At 66.2% G+C, this 22091-nt stretch carries 17 protein-coding genes; 4 read left to right on the forward strand and 13 right to left on the reverse strand.

Annotated elements, in window-relative coordinates:
* Nucleotides 1-144: 144 nt before the first annotated feature.
* The 3 genes from parC to parE are packed head-to-tail and all read right to left on the reverse strand — an operon-like array spanning nt 145 to nt 5068.
* On the reverse strand, nt 145-2466 hold the full coding sequence (gene parC / locus A9974_RS07205; protein ID WP_183003438.1) for a DNA topoisomerase IV subunit A: 2322 nt from the start codon (nt 2464-2466) through the stop codon (nt 145-147).
* 35 nt (nt 2467-2501) lie between these two features.
* The gene (locus tag A9974_RS07210) at nt 2502-3107 is read right to left on the reverse strand and encodes a YcxB family protein (RefSeq protein ID WP_183003439.1); all 606 of its coding nucleotides are present in this window, start codon (nt 3105-3107) and stop codon (nt 2502-2504) included.
* Nucleotides 3107-5068, reverse strand: coding sequence for a DNA topoisomerase IV subunit B (gene parE / locus A9974_RS07215; protein WP_183003440.1), 1962 nt, complete (start codon nt 5066-5068; stop codon nt 3107-3109). The genes A9974_RS07210 and parE overlap by 1 nt, the downstream gene beginning before the upstream one ends.
* A gap of 327 nt (nt 5069-5395) precedes the next feature.
* Here parE and trxA point away from each other — a divergent pair, with 327 nt between their 5' ends.
* A complete protein-coding gene (trxA, locus tag A9974_RS07220; RefSeq protein WP_025135179.1) occupies nt 5396-5722 on the forward strand; it encodes a thioredoxin TrxA in 327 nt (108 codons plus the stop codon).
* Nucleotides 5723-5839: 117 nt separating this feature from the next.
* Entirely contained in the window at nt 5840-7099 is a 1260-nt protein-coding gene (gene rho, locus A9974_RS07225; RefSeq protein WP_006218533.1) for a transcription termination factor Rho, read from the forward strand.
* A gap of 117 nt (nt 7100-7216) precedes the next feature.
* Here rho and A9974_RS07230 read toward each other — a convergent pair whose 3' ends face one another.
* Together A9974_RS07230 and A9974_RS07235 are read right to left on the reverse strand one after the other, a co-directional pair.
* Nucleotides 7217-7528: a hypothetical protein gene (locus tag A9974_RS07230; RefSeq protein ID WP_183003441.1), complete on the reverse strand. Its 312-nt coding sequence runs from the start codon at nt 7526-7528 to the stop codon at nt 7217-7219.
* The gene (locus A9974_RS07235) at nt 7525-11100 is read right to left on the reverse strand and encodes a YhdP family protein (protein WP_370539587.1); all 3576 of its coding nucleotides are present in this window, start codon (nt 11098-11100) and stop codon (nt 7525-7527) included. Before A9974_RS07235 ends, A9974_RS07230 begins: the two co-directional genes overlap by 4 nt.
* A 147-nt stretch (nt 11101-11247) precedes the next feature.
* On the opposite strand from A9974_RS07235, the gene glnE reads away from it, so the two are divergent.
* Together glnE and A9974_RS07245 are read left to right on the forward strand one after the other, a co-directional pair.
* Nucleotides 11248-14022 (forward strand): bifunctional [glutamate--ammonia ligase]-adenylyl-L-tyrosine phosphorylase/[glutamate--ammonia-ligase] adenylyltransferase, encoded by a 2775-nt coding sequence (glnE, locus tag A9974_RS07240; RefSeq protein WP_183003442.1) that lies wholly within the window; start codon nt 11248-11250, stop codon nt 14020-14022.
* A 103-nt stretch (nt 14023-14125) separates the two neighbouring features.
* Nucleotides 14126-14800 carry an epoxyqueuosine reductase QueH gene (locus tag A9974_RS07245; protein ID WP_175192661.1) on the forward strand — a complete coding sequence of 225 codons (675 nt, stop codon included), beginning with the start codon at nt 14126-14128 and terminating at the stop codon, nt 14798-14800.
* A gap of 79 nt (nt 14801-14879) precedes the next feature.
* Here the strand turns inward: A9974_RS07245 and A9974_RS07250 are convergent, their stop codons facing one another.
* The 8 genes from A9974_RS07250 to styD form a co-directional block, all read right to left on the reverse strand.
* Complete coding sequence (locus tag A9974_RS07250; RefSeq protein ID WP_183003443.1) at nt 14880-15851, reverse strand: helix-turn-helix domain-containing protein; 972 nt, start codon at nt 15849-15851, stop codon at nt 14880-14882.
* A gap of 100 nt (nt 15852-15951) precedes the next feature.
* Nucleotides 15952-16536, reverse strand: coding sequence for a cytochrome c (locus tag A9974_RS07255; protein WP_370539588.1), 585 nt, complete (start codon nt 16534-16536; stop codon nt 15952-15954).
* Nucleotides 16533-17048, reverse strand: a complete 516-nt coding sequence (locus tag A9974_RS07260; RefSeq protein WP_183003444.1) for a methylamine dehydrogenase light chain — start codon at nt 17046-17048, stop codon at nt 16533-16535. The genes A9974_RS07255 and A9974_RS07260 overlap by 4 nt, the downstream gene beginning before the upstream one ends.
* Entirely contained in the window at nt 17032-17745 is a 714-nt protein-coding gene (gene mauD / locus A9974_RS07265) for a methylamine dehydrogenase accessory protein MauD (protein WP_183003445.1), read from the reverse strand. The genes A9974_RS07260 and mauD overlap by 17 nt, the downstream gene beginning before the upstream one ends.
* A 17-nt stretch (nt 17746-17762) precedes the next feature.
* Nucleotides 17763-18320: a MauE/DoxX family redox-associated membrane protein gene (locus tag A9974_RS07270; protein ID WP_183003446.1), complete on the reverse strand. Its 558-nt coding sequence runs from the start codon at nt 18318-18320 to the stop codon at nt 17763-17765.
* Nucleotides 18317-19450 carry an amine dehydrogenase large subunit gene (locus tag A9974_RS07275; RefSeq protein WP_370539589.1) on the reverse strand — a complete coding sequence of 378 codons (1134 nt, stop codon included), beginning with the start codon at nt 19448-19450 and terminating at the stop codon, nt 18317-18319. Before A9974_RS07275 ends, A9974_RS07270 begins: the two co-directional genes overlap by 4 nt.
* Nucleotides 19451-19610: 160 nt before the next feature.
* A complete protein-coding gene (locus tag A9974_RS07280; RefSeq protein ID WP_183003447.1) occupies nt 19611-20492 on the reverse strand; it encodes a transporter in 882 nt (293 codons plus the stop codon).
* Between the two features lie 69 nt (nt 20493-20561).
* Nucleotides 20562-22070, reverse strand: coding sequence for a phenylacetaldehyde dehydrogenase StyD (gene styD / locus A9974_RS07285; protein ID WP_183003448.1), 1509 nt, complete (start codon nt 22068-22070; stop codon nt 20562-20564).
* Nucleotides 22071-22091 lie beyond the last annotated feature (21 nt).

Raw genomic sequence — 22091 nt, forward strand, 5'->3', positions numbered from 1 at the left:
GGCTCGCGGGACGAAATTAATTAATAGACCGATTGATCTATCTATTAAATATCAGGCCATCCCGCGGGGTCAATACGCCCATCAATAAAAAGGCGGACCCCGCAGGGTCCGCCTTCAGGCCGTGCCACGACCAACCGGCAGCAATCAGCCCAGCACGGGCGACAGCAGCGGCTGCTTGGGACGCACATCCAGCGCCCGGCCCTTGCGGGCGCGCTTGCCGACGTAGATCGCCAACGCCTCGCCCGCCAGGATGTCCTCGGTGTGCTTGTTGCGGTAGATGCCCGCGGCGCGCAGGCCCAGCGCGCCGATCGGCACAGTCTGGTCGAGCTTGTCGGCGCCGTCCAGCCCCATCAGAATGGTGCCGCGCCCGCCGCCGGACAGCGACTTGACCTCGTCCAGCCCGAACACCAGGAACTTGCCCTTCTGCGACAGCAGGGCCAGTTGTTTGGCGCCTTCGAACAGCGGCACCGGACGCAGCAGCTCGTCGCCCGCTTCCAGCGTGATGAACTGCTTGCCGGCGCGTTGGCGGCCGGTCATGTCGGACAGCTTGGCCGAGAAACCGTAGCCGCCGCGCGTGGCCAGCAGCCAGCGGCTGTCGGGCGCCGCCGCGATGGTGTGCACGATGCGGGTGCCGCTTTCCAGGTCGATCATGGTCGTCACCGGCTGCCCGTCGCCGCGCGCCGACGGCAGGCTGGCCACCGGCACCGAGTAGACCCGGCCGTTGTCGCCCACGGCGATCAGCGTGTCGGTGGTGCGGCACTCGAAAGCGCCGTACATGTCGTCGCCCTGCTTGAAGGCGAACTGCGACGCGTCATGGCCGTGGCCCTGGCGGGCGCGCAACCAGCCCTTTTGCGACACCACCACGGTGACCGGCTCGTCCAGCACCTTGGTTTCGAGCACGGCGCGCTCGGCGGTTTCGATCAGCGTACGGCGCTCGTCGCCGTACTGCTTGGCGTCGGCTTCGATTTCCTTGATGAGCAGGCGCTTGAGGGTGTTGGGATTTTCCAGCAGTTCCTCCAGGGCGACCTGGTCCTTGCGCTTTTCCTCGAGTTCTTTCTCGATCTTGAAGCCTTCCAGGCGGGCCAGCTGACGCAGGCGCATTTCCAGGATGTCTTCGGCCTGCCGCTCGGACAGCTTGAAGCGTTCCATCAGGGCCGCGCGCGGCTCGTCGGATTCGCGGATGGTCTGGATGACCTCTTCCACATTCAGGTAGACCACCATGCGGCCTTCCAGCACGTGGATGCGGTCGATGACCTTGTCCAGGCGGAACCGGGTACGGCGCACGACAGTGTTGGTACGGAACGCCAACCATTCGACCAGGACGTCGCGCAGGCCCTTCTGCCGCGGACGGCCGTCGGTGCCGATGCAGACCAGGTTGATCGACGCGCTGCTTTCCATGCTGGTCTGGGCCAGCAGCGTATTGACGAATTCGTCGCGGTCCACCCGCGAGGTCTTGGGCTCGAACACCAGGCGCACCGCGGCGTCCTTGCCGGATTCGTCGCGCACGGCGTCCAGCAGGTTCAGCATCACGGCCTTGGCCTGCGTCTGCTCGGGTGTCAGGCTCTTCTTGCCGCTCTTGACCTTGGGATTGGTGATTTCCTCGATCTCTTCCAGCACCTTCTGGCCCGAGGTGCCCGGCGGCAGCTCGGTGACCACCAGTTGCCACTGGCCGCGCGCCATTTCCTCGAACTGCCAGCGCGCCCGCACCTTGAGCGAGCCGCGGCCGCCCGCGTAGATCTGGGCGATGTCCGCGGCGGGGGTGATGATCTGGCCGCCGCCCGCGAAGTCCGGGCCCGGGATCATGCCGTACAGCTCGGCGTCCGGCAGTTGCGGGTGCTTGATCAGCGCCACGCAGGCCTGGGCCACTTCGCGCAGGTTGTGCGGCGGGATTTCGGTGGCCATGCCGACCGCGATGCCCGATGCGCCATTGAGCAACATGACGGGCAGGCGCGCCGGCAGCATCTGCGGCTCTTGCTGACTGCCGTCGTAGTTGGGCACGAAGTCGACCGTGCCTTCGTCAAGCTCGTCCAGCAGCAGCTTGGCGATGGGCGTCAGGCGCGCTTCGGTGTAACGCATGGCGGCCGCGTTGTCGCCGTCGCGCGAGCCGAAGTTGCCCTGGCCGTCGATCAGCGGATAGCGCAGCGAGAAGTCCTGCGCCATGCGCACCATGGCGTCATAGGCGGCCTGGTCGCCGTGGGGGTGGTACTTGCCCAGCACGTCGCCCACGACGCGCGCGGACTTCACCGGCTTGGCGCCGGCCGCAAGGCCCATGGCCTGCATCGCATACAGGATGCGGCGCTGCACGGGCTTTTGTCCGTCGCCTACGTCCGGCAGGGCCCGGCCCCGCACCACGGACACCGCGTAGTCCAGATAGGCCTGCTCGGCATAGCGCGCCAGGGTGATGGCCGCGTCGCCGCCCTCTTCGGGCGCGGCGTCGAACAAACCGTGTTGATTGCTGTCGGTCATGATGGTTTCAGGTAGACAAATTCATTGAAACGGCGTCATCGGGAACGCGCGGCGTCCAGCAGCTGGATATCGGCCACGTGCTCGCGCAGCCGGGCGCGCACCGCGTCCAGCGTGGCGGCGTCCTGCCCGCGCTTGGGGATGATGACGCCCTGCAAGGTACCCAGGATGACGTAGAGATGCTGCGGCGTTTCCTCGACCCGGCGCACGTCGCCCCAGGCGAGTTGCCCGGATGCGCCGGCGACCGTGTCCTGGATGCCTTGCACGCCGAAGACCAGTTCGTGGCGGCCCAGGAACAGCCCGTCGGGCCGCTTGGCCAGCATGCGCCGCGTGTTCATGCGCACCAGCCCGGGCAGCACGAACTCGTAGGCCAGCGCCAGCAGCACCAGGATGCCCAGGCCCACGGCCAGGCCCTCGAAGTACACCGGCAACACCAGGCTCCAGTTGGGCCCATGGCCGTCCCAGGTCTGCCAGACCAGGTAGGCCAGCAGGACCACGACCATCAGGATGGCGAAGCGCAGGTGCGACAGGTAGCGGCGCCGGCGCAATTCCGGACGCTTATACACGTAGGCCGAGAAATCCGCATAGTCGTCGGCGGTGAGGTCGACCACCATGGACGCGGACGGCGACGGGGCCTGCGTCATCAGATGTCCAGCTCCGCCAGGTTGCCCTTTTCCTCGATCCAGGCGCGGCGCTGCGAGGACTCGCCCTTGCCCATCAGCATGTCGAACATGCGGGTGGTGTCTTCGGGGGTCTGGTCGCCATAGCCCACCGGCAACAGCCGGCGCGTGTCCGGGTTCATGGTGGTTTCCCAGAGCTGTTCAGGGTTCATTTCGCCCAGGCCCTTGAAGCGGCTGACCGCCCAGGCGCCTTCGCGCGAGCCTTCCTTGCGCAGCTTGTCCTGCGCGGCTTCCAGCTCGCCCTCGTCCAGGCAGTAGATCTTGCGCGCCGGACGCTTGCCCTGCGCTGGCACGTCCAGGCGGAACAGCGGCGGCTTGGCCACGTACACGTTGCCGGCCTCGACCAGCTTGGGGAAGTGCTTGTAGAACAGCGTCAGGAGCAGCACCTGGATGTGGGAACCGTCGACGTCGGCGTCGGACAGGATGCAGATGCGGCCATAGCGCAACCCCGACAGGTCCGGCGTGTCGTTCGGGCCGTGGGGGTCCACGCCGATGGCGACGGAAATGTCGTGGATTTCGTTGTTGGCAAACAGGCGGTCGCGGTCGACTTCCCAGGAATTGAGCACCTTGCCGCGCAGCGGCAGGATGGCCTGGAACTCCTTGTCGCGGCCCATCTTGGCCGAGCCGCCGGCCGAATCGCCCTCGACCAGGAAGACTTCGGTGCGGCTGGCGTCGCTGGATTCGCAATCGGTCAGTTTGCCGGGCAGCACGGCCACGCCGGAGCTCTTGCGTTTTTCGACCTTTTGCGCCGAGCGCTGGCGTGCCTGCGCCTGGCGGATGGCCAGTTCGGCCAGCTTCTTGCCGTATTCCACATTGCTGTGCAGCCAGAGGTCGAGCGCGCTCTTGGAAAAACCGCCCACCAGGCGGACCGCGTCGCGGCTGTTCAGACGTTCCTTGATCTGGCCCTGGAACTGCGGGTCCAGCACCTTGGCCGACAGCACGAAGCTGGCGCGGGCGAACACGTCTTCGGGCAGCAGCTTGACGCCCTTGGGCAGCAGGCTGTGCAGTTCGGCAAAACCCTTCACCGCGGCAAACAGGCCTTCGCGCAGGCCCGATTCGTGGGTGCCGCCTGCCGGCGTGGGAATCAGGTTGACGTACGACTCGCGCACCGCGTTGCCGTCTTCGGTCCAGGCCACGACCCATTGGGCGCCCTCGCCTTCGGCGAAGTTCTCGTGGTCGGCGCCGGCGTATTGCTCGCCCTCGAAGAACGGCACCATCAGCTCGGCGCCGGACAGCGCCTCGGCCAGGTAGCCGCGCAGGCCGTCCTGGTATTGCCAGGTCTTGGTGTCGCCGGTCTTTTCATTGACCAGCAGGACCTTCACGCCCGGCAACAGCACGGCCTTGCTGCGCAACAGGTGCGTCAGCTCGCCCAGTGGAATATTGGGACTGTCGAAGTATTTCGCGTCGGGCCAGACCCGCACGCGGGTGCCGGACTTCTTGCGGCCGCCCTGGTCATAGGGCGCCAGGGGCTCGGCGACGTCGCCGCCCTTGAAGACCAGACGGTTGACCGCCCCATCGCGCCAGACCACGACTTCCAGCCGAGTAGCCAGGGCGTTGGTGACGGACACGCCGACGCCGTGCAGACCGCCGGAAAAGGCGTAGGCGCCGCCGCCGGCCTTGTCGAACTTGCCGCCCGCGTGCAGGCGGGTGAACACCAGCTCCACCACGGGGGCGTGTTCTTCGGGGTGCAGGCCGACGGGAATGCCGCGGCCGTCGTCTTCGACGGAAATGCTGCCGTCGATGTGCAGCGTGACCTGTATCTGCTTGCCGTAGCCGGCCAGGGCCTCGTCTGCGGCGTTATCAATGACCTCCTGCACAACGTGCAGAGGGTTTTCGGTGCGGGTGTACATGCCCGGGCGCTGGCGCACGGGCTCCAGCCCCTTCAGGACGCGGATGGACGCCTCGTTGTAACGTGGAGTGGCCAAGTTATCCCCAACATCTGTGGAAAAAAACCGACATTTTACGGATAAGCCCAGATTCTGCGCGGCTCCGGGTGGGATGCGCACGACCTGACCAGCTCCGAATTCGGTAGGATGACGATAGACACAGCCAGCGTAGCCGGGTTCAACCACCCCGATCACGACAACTGCGCCGCGACATCCTACACAAAACCGACAAACCCTGTTGTTATAAACAGTGGTATGCCTGTTGTTTTTGACAGTGGTATGCTTTAATCCATTCCACAAACAAGAACAACGGCAAGGCGCGTCCCTTTTTTCGCGCCTTTTGCTGCCGAACCGAGAATCACCATCATGAGCGACCAAATCAAGAACGTCAGTGACGCAAGCTTCGATGCCGATGTGTTGAAATCCGGCCAGCCGGTGCTGGTGGACTACTGGGCTGCCTGGTGTGGCCCCTGCAAGATGATTGCCCCGATCCTGGAAGAAGTCGCCACCGAATACGCAGGTCGCCTGACGATCGCGAAGCTGAACGTGGACGAAAACCAGGGTACCGCCTCCAAGTACGGCATCCGTGGCATCCCCACCCTTATGCTCTTTAAAGACGGCCAAGCCGCCGCCACCAAAGTTGGCGCGCTGTCGAAGTCGCAACTCACCGCATTCCTGGACGGCGCGTTGTAAACTGCGTGCTGTGAACGAAGGCGCCGCCCTGGTGGCGGCGCTCATTCAATACCGCGCGAGCCCGTCCGTGGCGCGCCGCCAGACCTCTCCTATACTTTTCCCCCACCACTCACCGCGATGCACCTCAACGAACTGAAGGCGCTGCATGTCTCGCAGCTGCTGGAAATGGCCGCTGGCCTGGAAATCGAGAACGCCAACCGCCTGCGCAAGCAGGAGCTGATGTTCGCCATCATGAAACGGCGCGCCAAGCAAGGCGAGCAGATCTTTGGCGACGGCGTGCTGGAAGTCCTGCCCGACGGCTTCGGTTTCCTGCGCTCGCCCGAGACCTCGTATCTGGCCAGCACGGACGACATCTACATCTCGCCGTCCCAGATCCGCCGTTTCAACCTGCACACCGGCGACTCGATCGAAGGCGAAGTGCGCACGCCCAAAGACGGCGAGCGCTATTTCGCCCTGGTCAAGGTGGACAAGGTCAACGGCGTGGCGCCCGAAGCGATCAAGCATCGCATCATGTTCGAAAACCTGACGCCGCTGCACCCGAACCGGACCATGCGTCTGGAACGCGACATCAAGAGCGAAGAAAACCTCACGGGCCGTATCCTTGACGTCTTCGCCCCCATCGGCATGGGCCAGCGCGGCCTGATCGTCGCCAGCCCCAAGTCCGGCAAGACGGTGATGATGCAGCACATTGCGCACGCCATCACCACCAACTACCCCGACGCCGTCATGATCGTCCTGCTGGTCGACGAGCGCCCGGAAGAAGTGACCGAAATGCAGCGCACGGTGCGCGGCGAAGTGGTGGCCTCGACCTTCGACGAACCCGCCACCCGCCACGTGCAGGTCGCGGAAATGGTCATCGAAAAGGCCAAGCGCCTGGTCGAAATGAAGAAAGACGTGGTGATCCTGCTGGACTCGATCACCCGCCTGGCCCGCGCCTACAACACCGTCGTGCCGGCCTCCGGCAAGGTACTGACCGGCGGCGTGGACGCCAACGCCCTGCAGCGCCCCAAGCGCTTCTTCGGTGCGGCGCGCAACCTCGAGGAAGGCGGTTCGCTGACCATCCTGGGCACCGCGCTGATCGAAACCGGCAGCCGCATGGACGAAGTCATCTACGAAGAGTTCAAGGGCACGGGCAACTCCGAAGTCCACCTTGAGCGCCGTCTGGCTGAAAAACGCGTTTACCCGTCCATCAACCTGAACAAGTCGGGTACCCGCCGCGAAGAACTGCTGATCGCCCCGGACCTGCTGCAAAAGGTCTGGGTGCTGCGCAAGTTCATCCACGACATGGACGAAGTCCAATCCATGGAATTCATCCTGGACAAGATGCGCGCCACCAAGACCAACGCCGAATTCTTCGACATGATGAAGAAGAAGTAAGCCGGCTCTGCGCGATAGGCATTGATTTGGCGAGGATTGCCCCACGGCGATCCTCGCCAAATGCTTTATGGGGCGGCGTTCAAGCCCACTATTTCAGTCTGATTGTCAGCCCGGCGGTCACTGCAACTTGGGATCGGGGAATGGCAACTTGTCCTGGGAAGCACTGGGCTGGGCCTTCCACGTCTTGCCCTGCTTGTAGAAGTCCATCGGGTTCTCGTTGACCGCGGCCCCCATTGTCACCGCAACCGTGCACGCCACCTGGCCCGGGTAGGTGGCTGCTTCGGCGGCCACGCAGGTGCCCAGCTTGACCTTGGACGGGCGCGACAGACCGGTACCCTCCAGCATGTCGACAATGGCATCCGTCGCCTCGGGGATGGTGGGCAGCACCAGACTCTGGGCCTGGACCCAGGCGGTCCCCGGCCAGATCAATGCTCGATGAACTCTTCCAGGCTGCGCGGCTTGGGCGTCTGCTTGGGCGCCGGCTTGCCCGAAGCGTCGATCGGATCGATCTGCGGATCGTCCCAGCTGCCCGTCACGGCGTATTCCATGGTCATGGCCCGGGCCAGCGGCTGCTTGAGCAGCCACTGGGTCACGAACGCGCCCAGGCCGATCAGCGGATTGACGGCCAGGGCCGTCACCATCGCCGCGCCGCTGGCATCCAGGTTGGGAATCACCACCGCCTTGAGGTTCCAGCGTTCCTGCACGATATTGACGCCGCCGGCCAGCACGATGGCGGCGACCGGGCCGTTCAGCTTGTAGCCCTCGGTGGTCAGCGACCCGTCGGCCAGCTTGACCTGGCCGCGCATGGTGTCGAACGGGAAGCCGTCGCGCAGCAGGTTGGTCGGGTTGACGTCCAGCCGGGCCAGGCGCTGCAACGACTGCAAGGACAGCAGTTCCAGGAGCCGTGCCGTGCGTGAATTCACGTGCATGAAGCGGCCCTTGTCCAGGCTGATGTCGGCTTCGCCGATCACGTCGGCAATATTGTGGGTCCAGGGCAGATTGCGCCAAGTCGCCTTGCCCTTGACGCTGCCCGTGCCGCCCGACACGACGTGCTCGAAGCCGATGCGGTCCATGAAGCTGCCGACATTCTCGAATTTCACGGCGGCGTCCACCGTCAGGCCGCGATCCGGCCCTTCGAGCCGCCAGGCGCCGGTCGCGTTCAGCGAAGCGGCGTCATTGGTGATCGACAGCTTGTCCAGGCGCCATTGGCGACCCCGCTCGAGATTGGTGCCCAGCACCTGCAATTCGCCCAGGTTCTTGCCATATAGCTTGAATTCCTTGGCTTGCAGGTCGATGGCCGGGATATCGGACAGATCGCTACCCGACGACAGCGCCTTGTCGGCCTCGTTGGTATCGTCGGCGCCGCCCAGCGCCAGGTGCTTGAGCCGGGCCGTGATCTGGCCGGCGATGGCGCCCGAAGCCTCGCGCCACGACAGCGAACCGGCCGCCTGGCGCGATTCGATGTCCACGCGCCATTGGGCCGGGGCCGGCCGGGTCGCATATAGCGTCAGGTCGTTCAGCGTATAGCCGCTGGTGCGCAGGACGCCGGTGGCCAGGCTCACGCGTTCGGCCGGCGGCATCAGGGGCCGCGCGGCCGCTTTCCCCTTGGCGGCAGGCGCGTTGAAGCCTTCGGATACCGCTTCCCAGGCGTCCATGTCCAGTTCGGGCAAAGTGGCGCTCAGGCTTAGCCCGCGCTCAGGCAGGCTGGCGGGCCGGCCGATGCCCAGCGTGCCACGCGCGAAGTACGAGAGCGCCGCATCCGCCGGATCGCGCTCGAACAGCGCATTGAGGTTGTCGCCCAGGCTGGCCGTCAGCCAGCGGCGGCCCTTGGTGCCGCGGTCTTGCGCGGCCCCCCATTGCAACTTGAGCAGCTGCGCGGTCGGCGCGGGTTTGCCCACCGGCGCGGGCATGTTGATGGCCATGCCGGCCAAATCGGATTCCATCGTCAGTTCGACCGAGCCGCCGCGCTGATAGCCGACCGTACCCTTGTAGGCGGCCCTGCCCGAAAAGCGCGACATCGACGGCGCATTGCTGATCTGCGTCAAGCCCGCCCCCGTCAGCGTGCCATCGAATCGCAGGACGTCCTTGGGTTGGGCCAGGCTGCCGGATATCTTGACCGGGCCGCCCAGGAACTGCGCGCGGATCTCCTTCGCATGCACCCCTTTTTCCGAAAAATCCAGGTCGCCGTGCATCTGGCTGAGCAGCGGCATTTCCGGCATGAAGGTGAACGTGTTGTCGGCGAACTGGATCTTGCCTTCGACCTGGGTATCGTCCGTATTCATCAGCGGCACCTTCAACTTCAGCGGCATGCGCCAGTTGCCGGTGCCGCGGGCCTCGTCCAGCGCACCGTCCAGCAACCCGCCCAGCGGCGAGTTTTCGGCCAGCGCCAGATAGGCGGGCACGGTACCGCTGGTGTCGCCGTTGACGGTCAATTCCGCCTGGTGCTCCATGTCGGGGATGGCGGCGGTCACCGCCCCCAGCGTTACCGTCTGGCCCGCGCCGGTATGGGCCACGGCGCCCCCGGGGCTGTCCAGCACCAGGCTGACCTTGTCGACCCGGAAGCTGCCAGACAGGTTTTCGAGCATCGGCCAGCCCTTGCGGTTGGCGCGCGCCGGCGCGTAATCGACCTTGGCGCCGGTGTAGGCGCCGGCAATGACGAATTCGCCCGTCGAACCCTGCGCCGCAAAAGGAAAATCGTCCAGATCGCCCTTGAGCGTGATCGCAGCCGATTCCATCTGGCCGGCGGGCAGGCCGCTGGCCAGCCATTCCCGCGCGTCGGCGTTGACCTCGAGCGGCAAATAGCGGTGGATCGCATTCATGGCGCCGCGCACCAGGGTGCCGCGCATATCGACGCTGCCTGCCGCGGTCTTGCCTTCTTTGCGCCACTGGCCCTGCAGCCGAACGTCCAGGTCGGCGTTGGTCATCCGCAGCTGGCTCACGTCAACGAACCAGTTGCTCGCATCGGCCCCTTTGATCTGGGCGTCCAGCGCCAATTCGTCGGCCACCAGTTCAGGTTGCTCGAACACGCCGGGCAAGGCTACGCGCAGTTGTTCGAGGCGTCCCTTCACCGACAGGTTCGCCGCCCCCGCGCTGCGTTCGAGCGGCACGCTGTCGCTCTGGATGAAATCGCCGGGCGTGCCCTCCAGGCGGACCTGGGCATAGCCGCTGCGCATCCCTGGTCCGTCGGCAGCGCCCGACCAGCCGATGCCGCGCGCTGCCACGTCCGCCGTCAGCGTGGTGAACTTGCCGTGATCCAGCTGCAGCCAGGCCCGGCCGCTGATGCGCCCCGTAACGGGAGGCGGCGGCGCCCACGGCGCCCAGGCCTGCGGTTCGGCATCTTCGAGGGCAGCGTACAGCTGGCCGCTCCAGTTGGCCGGATTGGACGCGCTGCCGGCGAACAGGCTGCGGTTGAACTCGCCGCGCAGGTCCACCTTGCGGGCCAGCGCCGGGTCGGCGTCCGCCCGCAGCACGAAGCGGTGCGACAAGCTGCCGTTACGGACCAGGAAATCGACATTGCTGAGCACCAGGTCGGGCGCCTGGCGCATTTCGTCCTGCCAGCGGATCTTGGCGCCACGGATCAGCAGTTCTCGTTGCGCCAGCAGCCAGCGCAGCGCGGGATGGTCCAGGTCCGACCGGTGATCGCTGGCGTTCAGGTCGATGCTTTGGCCGGCCACCCACAGGTGGTTGTCCGCGTCGCGGCGCAAGGTCAGCTCGGGCTGTTCCACCCGTAGCCGCAGCAAGGTGGGCGACAGGGTCAGGATGCTGCGCCAGGCGAGCACCGCCGACACCGACGGCAGCGCCAGCACCGGATCGGCCACGCCGTCGTGGACTTGAACGGCGGACAGCTCCAGGCTGGGATTGAGCCCCTGCCAGTCCGCCCGGATGGCGCCGATCGTGACGCGCGCGCCCAACGCCTGGCTGGCGTAGGCTTCGATCTGGGGACGCCACTGGTCCACGCGCGGCAAGACCCAATAGCGCACGCCCAAGAGCCCGACGGCCACGACGCTATATATAGTCAGCGCCGCCCAGAACAGGCAGCAGAGCACTTTTTTTGAAACAGACACGGATCGGTGGGCAGGAGAATATGTCTTGCGGTATCGTCCCCACTTATACCTGAAACGCGCCCTTTCGTCTCCCGCCCGATCGCCATGTCCACGCCCTCCCTGCTTGCCCCTGCCCTCGCCTGGTCCGGCCATCTGCGCCGCCGTCTGGATGCCCATCCGGATCTGGCCGCCTGGCTGGAAAACGCCGTGCACGAGCCCGTCACGCCCAAGCGGCTGGCGCTGTGGCAGGCCGAACTGGCGGGCCCCGGGGCGCCGGACGTGCTGCCAGTGGACCAATGCCGCCAGGTGCTGCGCAAGCTGCGCGAGCGGGTGTTCAGCACCCTGATCGTGCGCGACCTGGCGGGGCTGGCCCCGCTCGAGGAAGTGGTCGGCGCCATGACAACGCTGGCCGACCTGGCAGTGGCATCGGCCTACCGCAGCGTGGCCGCCGACCTGGCGGCCGTGCACGGCGTGCCGCGGGATCCGGCGACCGGCCAGCCCCAGGAAATGCTGATCGTGGGCATGGGCAAGCTGGGCGGCTGCGAATTGAATGTGTCGTCCGACATCGACCTGATCATGCTGTACGGCGAAGAAGGCGACACCGACGGCCCCCGCCGCATCAGCCATCACGAGTTCTACGGCCGCCTGACCCGCCGCATGATGCCCGTGCTGTCCGAGGTGGACGCGAACGGCCAGGTGTTCCGGACCGACCTGCGCCTGCGTCCTGATGGCGATGCCGGCCCGCTGGCCTGGAGCCTGGACGCGCTGGAACACTACCTGATCGGCCAGGGCCGCGAATGGGAGCGCTACGCTTGGCTCAAGGCGCGCCTGATGCCCGGCCAGGCGTTCGAAGGCAGCGACAGCGCGGCGCAAGCGCGCCAACTGGAAAGCCTGCGCGTGCCCTTCGTGTACCGCAAATACTTCGACTTCGACGCGCTGGCCGCGCTACGCGCCCTGCGCGAGCGCATCCGCCAGGACTGGCAGCGCCGCGCCATGGCCCGCAACGGTATCGACAGCGCCAACAACATCAAGCTGGGCGATGGCGGCATCCGCGAAATCGAATTCGTGGTGCAGCTGGCCCAGTTGATCCGCGGCGGCCGCATGCCGGCGCTGCAAAAGCGCGGCCTGCTCGAAGCCCTGCACGCCGAGCGCGTGGCCGGCCTGGTGCCCGAGGAAGACGCGCGCCGCCTGGAAGACGCCTACCGCTTCCTGCGCCGCACCGAACACGCCTTGCAATACCGCGAAGACGAGCAGACCCACCTGTTGCCTGGCGACCCCGCGTTGCGCGCCGGCCTGGCCGCCGCCCTGGGGCTGAGCGCGGACGACTTCGAAAGCACGCTGGCAGCGCATCGCCAGTTCGTCTCGCAGACCTTCCGCAACGTCTTCCGCATGGTGGGCATGGATACCGACGACGCCGCCAGCGCGGCCGATGCCAGCGGCGGCACCGCCGCGGACGAGGCCGACAGCGAATGCGAGCTGGCCGAACAGATCCGCCAGGCCTTCGGCGATGAAGCCCAGGACCTGCTGCGCCGCACCGAAACGCTGCTCGGCAGCCACCGCATCCGCAGCCTGCCGGAAAGCAGCCGGCGCCGCATGGAGGTGCTGCTGCCCGCCGCGTTGCGCGCCGCCCGCCAGACGACTGCGCCGCTGGACGCCGCCGTGCGCCTGTTCGACCTGATCGAGAAAATCGCCCAGCGCAGCGCCTATCTGGCGCTGCTGGCGGAGTACCCGGACACCCTGGCGCGGGTGGCCCGCATGGTGGCCGCCAGCCCCTGGGCGGCCCAGTACCTGACGCAGCACCCCTTGCTGCTGGACAGCCTGATCGATTGGCGCACCCTGTTCGAACCGCTGGACTTCGCCCAGATCGCCCGGCAACTAAGCGCCGACCTGGACGCCTGCCGCCTGCCCGACGGCGATCCGGACATCGAACGCCAGATGAATCTGATGCGCGACGTGCAGCGTCAGGCCAGCTTCCAACTGCTGGCGCAGGATCTGGAAGGCGAGCTGACCGTCGAAAAACTGGCGGACCAGTTGTCGGCCCTGGCCGACCTGCTGCTGACCGAGACCATCCGCCGCACCTGGCCGCTGGTCAACAAAGTCCCCGGCGCCGCGCCGCGCTTCGCCGTGATCGCTTACGGCAAACTGGGCGGCAAGGAACTGGGTTATGCATCGGACCTGGATCTGGTGTTCCTCTACGACGACCCGCGCGAAGATGCCGCCGAGGTCTACGCCAAGCTGGGCCGGCGTATGACGTCCTGGCTGTCCACCATGACCTCGTCCGGCCGCCTGTACGAGATCGACCTGCGCTTGCGTCCGGATGGCGACGCGGGGCTGCTGGCGGTTTCCGTCGAAGCCTTCGAGCAATACCAGCAGAAGCACGCCTGGGCCTGGGAACACCAGGCCCTGACCCGCGCCCGCTATGCCTCGGGCGACGTCGAGGTCGGCCAGCGTTTCGAGCAGATCCGCGAAGCCATCCTGGTAATGCCGCGCGATGCGGCCGCGCTGCGCGGCGAAGTGCTGGCGATGCGCGAAAAGATCAACGCCGGCCACCCGAACAGCAGCGGCCGGTTCGACCTGAAGCACGACAGCGGCGGCATGGTCGACGTGGAATTCGTGACCCAGTACCTGGTGCTGTGCCATGCCGGCACCCACCCCATGCTGGTGCGCAACCTGGGCAACATCACCCTGCTGCGCCTGGCAGGCGAAGCGGGCCTGATCGACCCGGCCCTGGCGGCCCGCGCTGGCGACGCCTATCGCGTATTGCGCCGCATCCAGCACCAATTGCGCATGCAGGGCGTGGAAAAGGCCCGCGTGGCTCCGGACCAGTTGCAAGCCGAGCGCGCCGCCGTGCGTGAACTCTGGCGCGCGGTGTTCGGTTGATGCAATCGGGGACGCCCTGGCGGACACGCTGGGGCGCCCCCCGTGCAAACGCGGCAACTCGTCGTAAAATAAGGAGTTTTCCGCCTTACTTGCCCTGCCAGACATGTCCGAACTCGTGCGCCCCAAACTCGACCTGCCCGCCGGCCGCAGCAAAGTGCTGATGCACTCGTGCTGCGCCCCCTGTTCCGGCGAAGTCATGGAAGCCATGACCGCGTCGGGCATCGACTACGCGATCTACTTCTACAACCCGAACATCCATCCGGTCAAAGAGTACGAGATCCGCAAGCAGGAGAACATCCGCTTTGCCGAACAGCACGGCATCGAGTTCATCGACGCCGACTACGACATGGACAATTGGTTCGACCGCGTCAAGGGTATGGAAAACGCCCCCGAGCGCGGCGAGCGCTGCACGGCCTGCTTCGACATGCGTTTCGAGCGCACGGCGCTGTACGCCCACGAGCACGGATTCGACACCATCACCAGCTCGCTTGGCATCTCGCGCTGGAAAGACATGAATCAGATCAACGGCTGCGGCGAACGCGCCGCCGCGCGCTACGACGACCTGATCTACTGGACGTACAACTGGCGCAAGGGCGGCGGGTCGTCGCGCATGATCGAAATCAGCAAGCGCGAGAACTTCTACCAGCAGGAATATTGCGGCTGCGTCTACTCGCTGCGCGACACCAACCGGCACCGCCGCGCCCAGGGCCGCGAACGCATCCACATCGGCGTCAAGTTCTACGGCAAGGAAGACCTGATCAACGAGGAAAACCTCTAAGGGCTATCCGGCCCGCCAAAGAAAAAGGAGCCTTCTGCAGGCTCCTTTTTCTTTGGCGGGCCTGGGTTCTTGGGCCATATCAGGCGGACTCGCCGGGCATGCTGCCCTTGCGCCGGTATTCCGAAGGCGACACGCCGTAGCGGTTGCGAAAGGCATGGCTGAAGCGCGCCGCATCGGAAAAGCCATGCCGGAACGCGATGTCGCCAATCTGGCGGGCGGTCTGCGCGGCGTCGCCAAGCATGTGGCGGCAACGCTCGAGCCGCGCGCTCAGGATGAAATCGGCCGGCGTGGTGGCCGCCTGGGCAAACAGGTTGTACAGATACCGCCGCGATACGCGCAAGGCCACAGCCGCGGTGGCGGGAGACAGGTCCGGATCGTGCAGGTTCTCGATCAGGTATTGCTGCACCCGGCGCAATTGCGCCTGCCGCATTTCAGCCGGGTCTTGCCCGGCGCGCCCGCCCGCCCTTTCGCTGATATCCAGCCCCATCATCTGCATGACGGCATTGGCGGCGTCCCACGAGGCGCTGTCCGACAGATGCGCATGTTCATTCAGCGCCACCCGCAACAAATCCATGGCCATGCGCCCGCACCCCTGGCGAGCGCTGAAGCTGCGCGCCACGGCATTCTGCATGAAAGGCTGCCAGGCGTCGGATTGCTTGCCGGGCACTTGCATCACCAGGAAATGGGCATCGTCGTCGACGTCGACCTCGTATGGCCGCGTCGTATCGTAGATGCCCCATTCACCGGGCATCAGCAACGCGGTGCGCGCGGCCTGGCGGATTTCGCTGCGCCCTTCCAGTTGCAGCGTCACCTTGTAGCCGGAGACCTCGGCGCGGTCGGCCAGGTGCTTGGTGCGGCGCACGCGCTGCGCCCCGGTATGCATTTCACAGATTTGCATCCACCCTAGCGAATCGACCGCCACGCTGCTGCGAAAGGACCCGGGATTGGCCGCGGAGACCTCCAGCGGGACAAAGGTATTGCTGATATTTTCTTTCCAGCTGGCGCAATCCCGGAACTGCTGGGGCGCGCTGCGTACGAGGCGATGGGACATGGGAACTCCGGCGCGCGGCATGGAACAAATGGCTGCCTTCTTTCTATCACCGAGCGCCTGACCGGGAGTATCCGTGACAACCCCTAAAAGCCGCGCGGCTTCAGGGCTTGCGGGCGCTGCCGTAGGAGTAGTCAGACAAAGTAAACCCCAGCTTCGCCAGCTCCCGGGCCAATTCGTGACGCACCGGCACCACGTCGTCATAGCGCCGTGGCCTGGCGGCGGCCACCTCGCCTTCGGTATAGGGCCGGAAGTCGGCGGGCAATTGCGCAGGGCTGAACGTCAGCAACAACCAATTGAGCACCGCCGCCAGATCGGCGTTGCTCAACTGGGAATAGGCCGCCCCGGGCACGCGAACCAGATATTCGCGCCCCGCGGGCAGATGCACGAACGCCCCGACCGAATTGCGGAAATCGGGAATGCCGTGCGGTGTGCTGCCGCGGCCGTCGACCCGATGGCAGCCGGCACACTGCAGCACAAAGTCGGCGCGTGCGGCCTGTCGCAGCCTGTCAGGCGCGACGGCAGCGGGCAATTCCGCGGCGGGCGATCCCGCGGCGGGCGATCCCGCGGCGGGCGCCCTGGCAGCGGGTTCTCCTGCGGCCTGCACCCCGGTCACCGCGGCAAAGGCCAGCGCGGCGACCCGGCCGCGCCAACGCCGGCAGCGGGATGGCACGGTGCCGACGCTCATGGCTTCTTCTTGGCCAATCCCACGATCACGGAGGTGGTGCAGTGGAAGATGGACGACTCGTTGGACATGCACCAGTTCACGTCGTTATGCAGGAACATCTGGTAGCCCGGACGCTCGCGCTCGGCAGCCGCGCACATGCACTTGCCGCAGGCCGTCTTGCCGCAGCAATCGTTGTAGCTGATGAGGTAGTCCTTGCCGTCCAGCGGATTGTGGCAAGTGCCCACCCAGGACACGGCTGACGGCGACGTGCCCGGCGGGCAGGACGTCGTGCTGCCCCCGCAGCACGAGCACAGAAAGCCGTCCACCGCGCAATAACGCCAGTAATCGCAGGCCGTATCGTCCGTCTGCGGCTTCTTGCCCGCCGCAAACGCCGTCCGGGCCACCGGCAGCACCGGCATCAGGAAGGCGGCGCCCACCATCACACGGCCGATCCGGTTCAAAACGCTGCGCCGCGACGTGGCATGCGCCATCGAGCGCGTCGCGCGCTCTCCAAGCTTATCCAACCAAAGCATTGCTATTCTCCTTGCGGGAAATGCGGATCTCTTCCAGCGAACTGGCGGTGGCGAGCGTTCCTGCCACAGGCACACCAGCGGGATGACCTGCCGCGGGAGCGCCCGCCGCGGGAACGCCCGCCGCCAGGAATTCCTGCACCGACGCCACGCCCAGTTCCTTGGCCGTGAACAGGCTCTCCAGCTGCTCGCGGGAATTGATCAGGCCCTTGGCGCGAACCACGCCGGACTCGTCGATCAGCACGGCATACGGCAGCTTGCTGATCTGGAACTTCATGCCCAGTTCGGTCGACAACAGGTACGGGAAGCGTTCCAGCCCCGCCTGCCGGTAGAACGCCAGGTGCTCGGGCATTTCACCGTCGCTGGCCAGCACGATGCGCAGCCACGCGCTTTCCGTGCCCGCCACGGACTTCAGGATGGGTAGCAGTTTCTTGCACACCGGGCAGGTGGGCGACAGGAAGAACAGCAATTGGCTATGCTGGCCGCGCTCGCCGATGGTCAGCCGGCGGCCCAGCAGGTCGGACAGCTCGAAACGCGGCGCGGGTTCGCCTACCGCCGGCCCCTTGTCCATGGTCAGCGCGCCCATCGGCGCCACGCGCTCGTACAGCACGCCGATCTGGCGCGACAGCGCCAGGATGACCAGCATCAGGCAGAGCACCACGCCCCACAGCAGGAAATTGGAAATGATCAAGGCTTCCATGTGTCGCTCCGTTGGTTCTAGTTATGCAGGTGCTGCAGCTTCAAGTGAGAAGCCAGCAGGTGATTGACGGTGAAGTACAGGGCCACGGCGCTCAGCGTCAGGCCGAAGACCGAGGCAGCGTCGGCCCATTGCAGCTCGCGCGACGCGCCCTGTGCGGCGGCAAGAACGGGCAACGTCCAGAGCGCCAGCAGCGCATTGCGCGGCACCATCCACCACGACAGGCCGGCGCCGCGCGCCGCCGCGGCCCGGAACGCGGGACCGCCGCAACCGCAGTCGATATCGCGCCGGCCGCGTGCCAGGTTGACCGCCACGCCGGCCGTGGCGACCGCCAGCACCAGCAGCGCCAGCACCGCGCCGGCGGACCGGCCACCCGGCGCCAGCAGCAACGCGCCGGCCAGCGCCTCGGCCAGCACGTAGAGCCAGGCAAAACCCGCGCCCAGACTGGCCGGCAGGATCTCGTAGGCGGCGACCGCGGCGGCAAAGCCCGTCATGTCCTTGAGCTTTTCCAGCGCCCCCAGCAACAGCACGCACGCCAGCGCAGCGCTTGCGGCGTAGAGCAAGACGGGATCGGTCATTGGGCGCCTCCGGGCTGCGGCTCGACCTGCAGCGCGGTTTCGCCCGCGCCCTGGATCGTGCCCTTGAGCACGGGCGCGGCGGGCGCGGCGTCGTAGACGTTGACGTTGCCGCCGTCCAGCGTGAACAGGCGCGGCTTGTCGTCTTGCGAGACCGACATCGACAGCGCATTCTTGCCGGGTACGCGCGCCAGCCGCTTGTGCGTGGTCAGGTCATACACCCAGATCTCGGCGGCGGGTGTCTTATGCGAACCTTCGACGCCGTTCGGATGCATGCCCACGTACAGGCGCTTGGTATTGCGGTTTACCGCCAGCAGGTTGTAGCCGCCCGGCCGCCAGCCGCGGTCCTTGCCAGACTTGTCCTGCAGCGGCCAAGATTCGCTGAAGCTGACCTCCTTGCCGCTGAAATCGGCGCTGTAGACATTGCCGGCGTACGACACAAAATAGAAGATGTCGCCGATGTTGCCGGTGTGGGTGAAGATCGGGTCTTTTTCGACATCGAACATGGGCTTGCTGCGCTGCTGGCCCGACGGCTTGCCGGCCGCGTCCAGGTCGACCGTGACGAACGTGCCATCGCCACAGATGCTGGCGTAGCTGCGCGGCCGCGACGGCGGCACGATGATGCTCCAGCAGCCGGCCGAGGCGGTCACCTCGTCGGCGAAGGTGCGGGTCTTCAGGTCAACGACCGTCACCGACGATGCCGGCGTAGCGTTCTGCACGAACAGCAGGCCGCCGTCCGAGCTTTGCTGCAAGTAGTTGCGGTAGTTCAACGCCTGCGCCCGCTTTTCGGGAATCGGCACCTCGTACTTGGGCGTCAAGGTTTCGGCGTCCCAGGCTTCGACCACGTCGGTTCGCTTGCCGCGATTCAGGCGCTCGTAGTAGGTCGTCATGATGTAGATGTCTTTGCCGTCGGCCGACACCGTCATGTGGCCATTGAACGACGCGGGCACCAGCCCCAGGAACTTCAACGAATCGCCGTCGTAGATATTGATGCGGCTGTCGACCAGGTGGTTGAAGACGGCGTCCATCACGTACAGCCGATGCGGCGTGGCCGGCGGCAACCGCGTGCCGCCCTTGAGCTCCTCGTTGGGCAGGTCGGCCCGGGCCAGGCCCGCCACCGCAGCCAGGGCCACGCACAGGGCCCATTTTCCGGCGCGGGCGCCTGCCCGGCCCGCGGCTCTTGCCGCTGCGTGGGTTGCGTCCGGGAATGAGGCCCCGGCATCAATCTGCGGGCCGCGTCTGTCAGCACAAAGCGCAGTCATTGGATGTCTCCTGGTGTCATGTCCGTTGCTCCTAAAAGGCGTAGACGTAGCGCATCTGCACGCCCCGCATGCGGGGGCCGTTTTCGACCTTCAGGTCGTGGATGTACTGCATCTGGATCTGGTTGGCGTCGTTGATCTGGTGGGTCAGCTCCAGCGCCAGTTGGTGGTTGCGCGCGCGGCTGGTAACGGTTTCACCGCCGGCGCGCTCGCGGCCGCCCGTTTCGTAGCGGTACCGTATGCCCGTGTAGGTATCGGGCGTGAGGTTGGTGGAGGCCAGCGCGAAAAAGCGGAAGGACGGATCCTTTTTCAGGGTCTGGCTCATCCAGTCGGTGTTGCGGCCGTAGATTTCGACTTCGCCGATGGCTTCCAGGTAGGTGGACTCGCCCACTCCCTTGACGAAAGAAAAGTCCTGGATGGTGGACCAGCGGTTCTTGCCCGGCGAGGTGTCCGGCCGCTTGCCGTCGTAACGCCCCACGGGCGCGACCACAAAGGGTTCCCAGGCGAACCAGGTCTTGGTCTGCTCATTGTTGTAGAGCCAGATGGCGGAACCCAGGGTGACATCGCCAATGCCGGTTTGGCGGTCGCGCGAGGCGCCTGGCAATTCCATCGTAGTGCGCGACATGGGCACGATGAATTCCAGCTGGACGGTCTTGCCGTAGAAATCGCGATAGTGCATCTGGCGATAGATCACCGCGTCCACGTCCACCGAGGCTCCGTCCACGCGCTTGCCGGCCGAATACAGGCCCGATGAACGCAGGCCAGTCAGATAGCCGGCGATGATGTTGGTGCCCACCGGCGCGGGAATCCAGTCGCGCGCGCTGGGGTCTCCTGCCCATGCCGTCTGCGCCGTGGCCGCGCAAGCCAGCAATAGCGCTGCGCCTGCCCGGCCCCGGCATTTTTCCTTGCCTGCCATGCCCTTCCCCTTGGTTTTGCGGATGCGCGTTCGCCGGTATTTCCCGGCTCGTTTCGCGCGGCCGTCAGTCTAGTAAGCGATACACACCGACTTTTTCTCGAGATACATGTCCAGCACGGCCCGGCCGTGTTCGCGACCGATGCCCGACTGTTTGAAGCCGCCGAACGGCATGTTCGGATCCAGCATGTTGTGCGTGTTGATCCATAGCGTGCCCGCGTCGATGCGTGGAATCAGGCGCTGCACGCGGGACAGGTCGTTGCTCCAGAGACTGGCGCCCAGGCCGAAGGCGCTGTCGTTGGCCAACCGCACAGCGTCGTCCAGCGTGTCGAACGGCTGCGCGACGACGACTGGCCCGAAGATCTCCTCGCGAACGATGCGGGCATCGGGCGCGACATCGGCAAATACCGTGGGCCGCACGAAGTAACCGCCGCCGTCGCCCGCGGTGCCGCCCGCCAGCACCTGCCCGCCTTGCGCGCGGCCGATGCCGATGTAGTCCAGGACGCGCTGCTGGTGGCGCGCCGACACCAATGGGCCGACCTGGGTGTCTGGGTCAAAGCCCGAGCCCAGCTTCATGCCGGCGGCCAGATCGGCCAGGCCCTGCACGACCTTGGGGTAGAGCCCCTTTTGCACATACAAGCGCGAACCGGCGGTGCAGACCTGGCCCTGGTTGAAGAAGATGGCGGCGGCGGCGCCCTGCACGGCGACATCGGGGTCGCAATCGTCCAGCACGATGACGGGCGACTTGCCGCCCAGTTCGAGCGAGACGCGCTTCATGTCGTCCATGGCGGCCCGGCCGATGAGCTTGCCGACTTCGGTGGAGCCGGTGAAGGCGATCTTGTCGACGCCAGGGTGCGCCACCAATGCCGCGCCGGCGGTTTCGCCCCGGCCGGTGACGACGTTGACCACGCCCGGCGGAAAGCCGGCCTCGAGGACGAGTTCGGCCAGCCGCAGCGCGGTCAGCGGGGTTTCTTCGGCAGGCTTGAGCACGACGGTACAGCCCGCCGCCAGCGCGGGCGCGATTTTCCAGATGGCCATCAGCAGCGGAAAATTCCAGGGGATGATGGCAGCCACCACGCCGACCGGCTGCGGCAGCGTGTAGGCGCTGTACTGGACGCCCGGCGGGAACGGAATGGACAGGGCGAGCGTATCGCCCGTGAGCTTGGTGGCCCAGCCCGCCATATAGCGCAGCCATTGGGCGCCGGCGCCAACTTCCAGCCCCTGGGCCACGCCCAGCAGCTTGCCGTTGTTCAAGGTTTCCAGGCGGGCCAGTTCATTGCCGTGGCGCTCGACCAGATCGGCCAGATTCAGCAGCAGGCGCTCGCGGCCGGCGGGCAGCATGTCGTGCCACGGGCCAGCGCTGAACGCCCGGCGCGCCGCCTGCACGGCCAGATCGATCTGGGCCGGACCGGCATCCAGCTGGTGGGCAATGACCTCGCCCGTGGCCGGATTGAACACGGCGATGGGCTCGCCCTGCCCCTGGCGCAGCGGCTGGCCGTCGACGATCATGAATTCGCGGATGGCGGCCAATTCCGGGCGATCGGACGCGTTGGCACTGGCGGTGGGGCGGGCGGACGGCATGCGAAAGGCTCCAACGGATAG

It is taken from the genome of Achromobacter sp. UMC71 (assembly GCF_014170305.1).
Classification (GTDB): domain Bacteria; phylum Pseudomonadota; class Gammaproteobacteria; order Burkholderiales; family Burkholderiaceae_B; genus Achromobacter.

What these genes read in the sequence shown, in the direction of transcription:
- rho (WP_006218533.1), top strand. Translation starts at nt 5,840, where the DNA reads ATGCACCTCAACGAACTGAAGGCGCTGCATGTCTCGCAGCTGCTGGAA.
- mauD (WP_183003445.1), bottom strand. Translation starts at nt 17,745, where the DNA reads ATGGAAGCCTTGATCATTTCCAATTTCCTGCTGTGGGGCGTGGTGCTC.
- glnE (WP_183003442.1), top strand. Translation starts at nt 11,248, where the DNA reads ATGTCCACGCCCTCCCTGCTTGCCCCTGCCCTCGCCTGGTCCGGCCAT.
- parC (WP_183003438.1), bottom strand. Translation starts at nt 2,466, where the DNA reads ATGACCGACAGCAATCAACACGGTTTGTTCGACGCCGCGCCCGAAGAG.
- A9974_RS07260 (WP_183003444.1), bottom strand. Translation starts at nt 17,048, where the DNA reads ATGCTTTGGTTGGATAAGCTTGGAGAGCGCGCGACGCGCTCGATGGCG.
- A9974_RS07255 (WP_370539588.1), bottom strand. Translation starts at nt 16,536, where the DNA reads ATGAGCGTCGGCACCGTGCCATCCCGCTGCCGGCGTTGGCGCGGCCGG.
- A9974_RS07280 (WP_183003447.1), bottom strand. Translation starts at nt 20,492, where the DNA reads ATGGCAGGCAAGGAAAAATGCCGGGGCCGGGCAGGCGCAGCGCTATTG.
- A9974_RS07210 (WP_183003439.1), bottom strand. Translation starts at nt 3,107, where the DNA reads ATGACGCAGGCCCCGTCGCCGTCCGCGTCCATGGTGGTCGACCTCACC.
- styD (WP_183003448.1), bottom strand. Translation starts at nt 22,070, where the DNA reads ATGCCGTCCGCCCGCCCCACCGCCAGTGCCAACGCGTCCGATCGCCCG.
- A9974_RS07245 (WP_175192661.1), top strand. Translation starts at nt 14,126, where the DNA reads ATGTCCGAACTCGTGCGCCCCAAACTCGACCTGCCCGCCGGCCGCAGC.
- trxA (WP_025135179.1), top strand. Translation starts at nt 5,396, where the DNA reads ATGAGCGACCAAATCAAGAACGTCAGTGACGCAAGCTTCGATGCCGAT.
- A9974_RS07250 (WP_183003443.1), bottom strand. Translation starts at nt 15,851, where the DNA reads ATGTCCCATCGCCTCGTACGCAGCGCGCCCCAGCAGTTCCGGGATTGC.
- A9974_RS07270 (WP_183003446.1), bottom strand. Translation starts at nt 18,320, where the DNA reads ATGACCGATCCCGTCTTGCTCTACGCCGCAAGCGCTGCGCTGGCGTGC.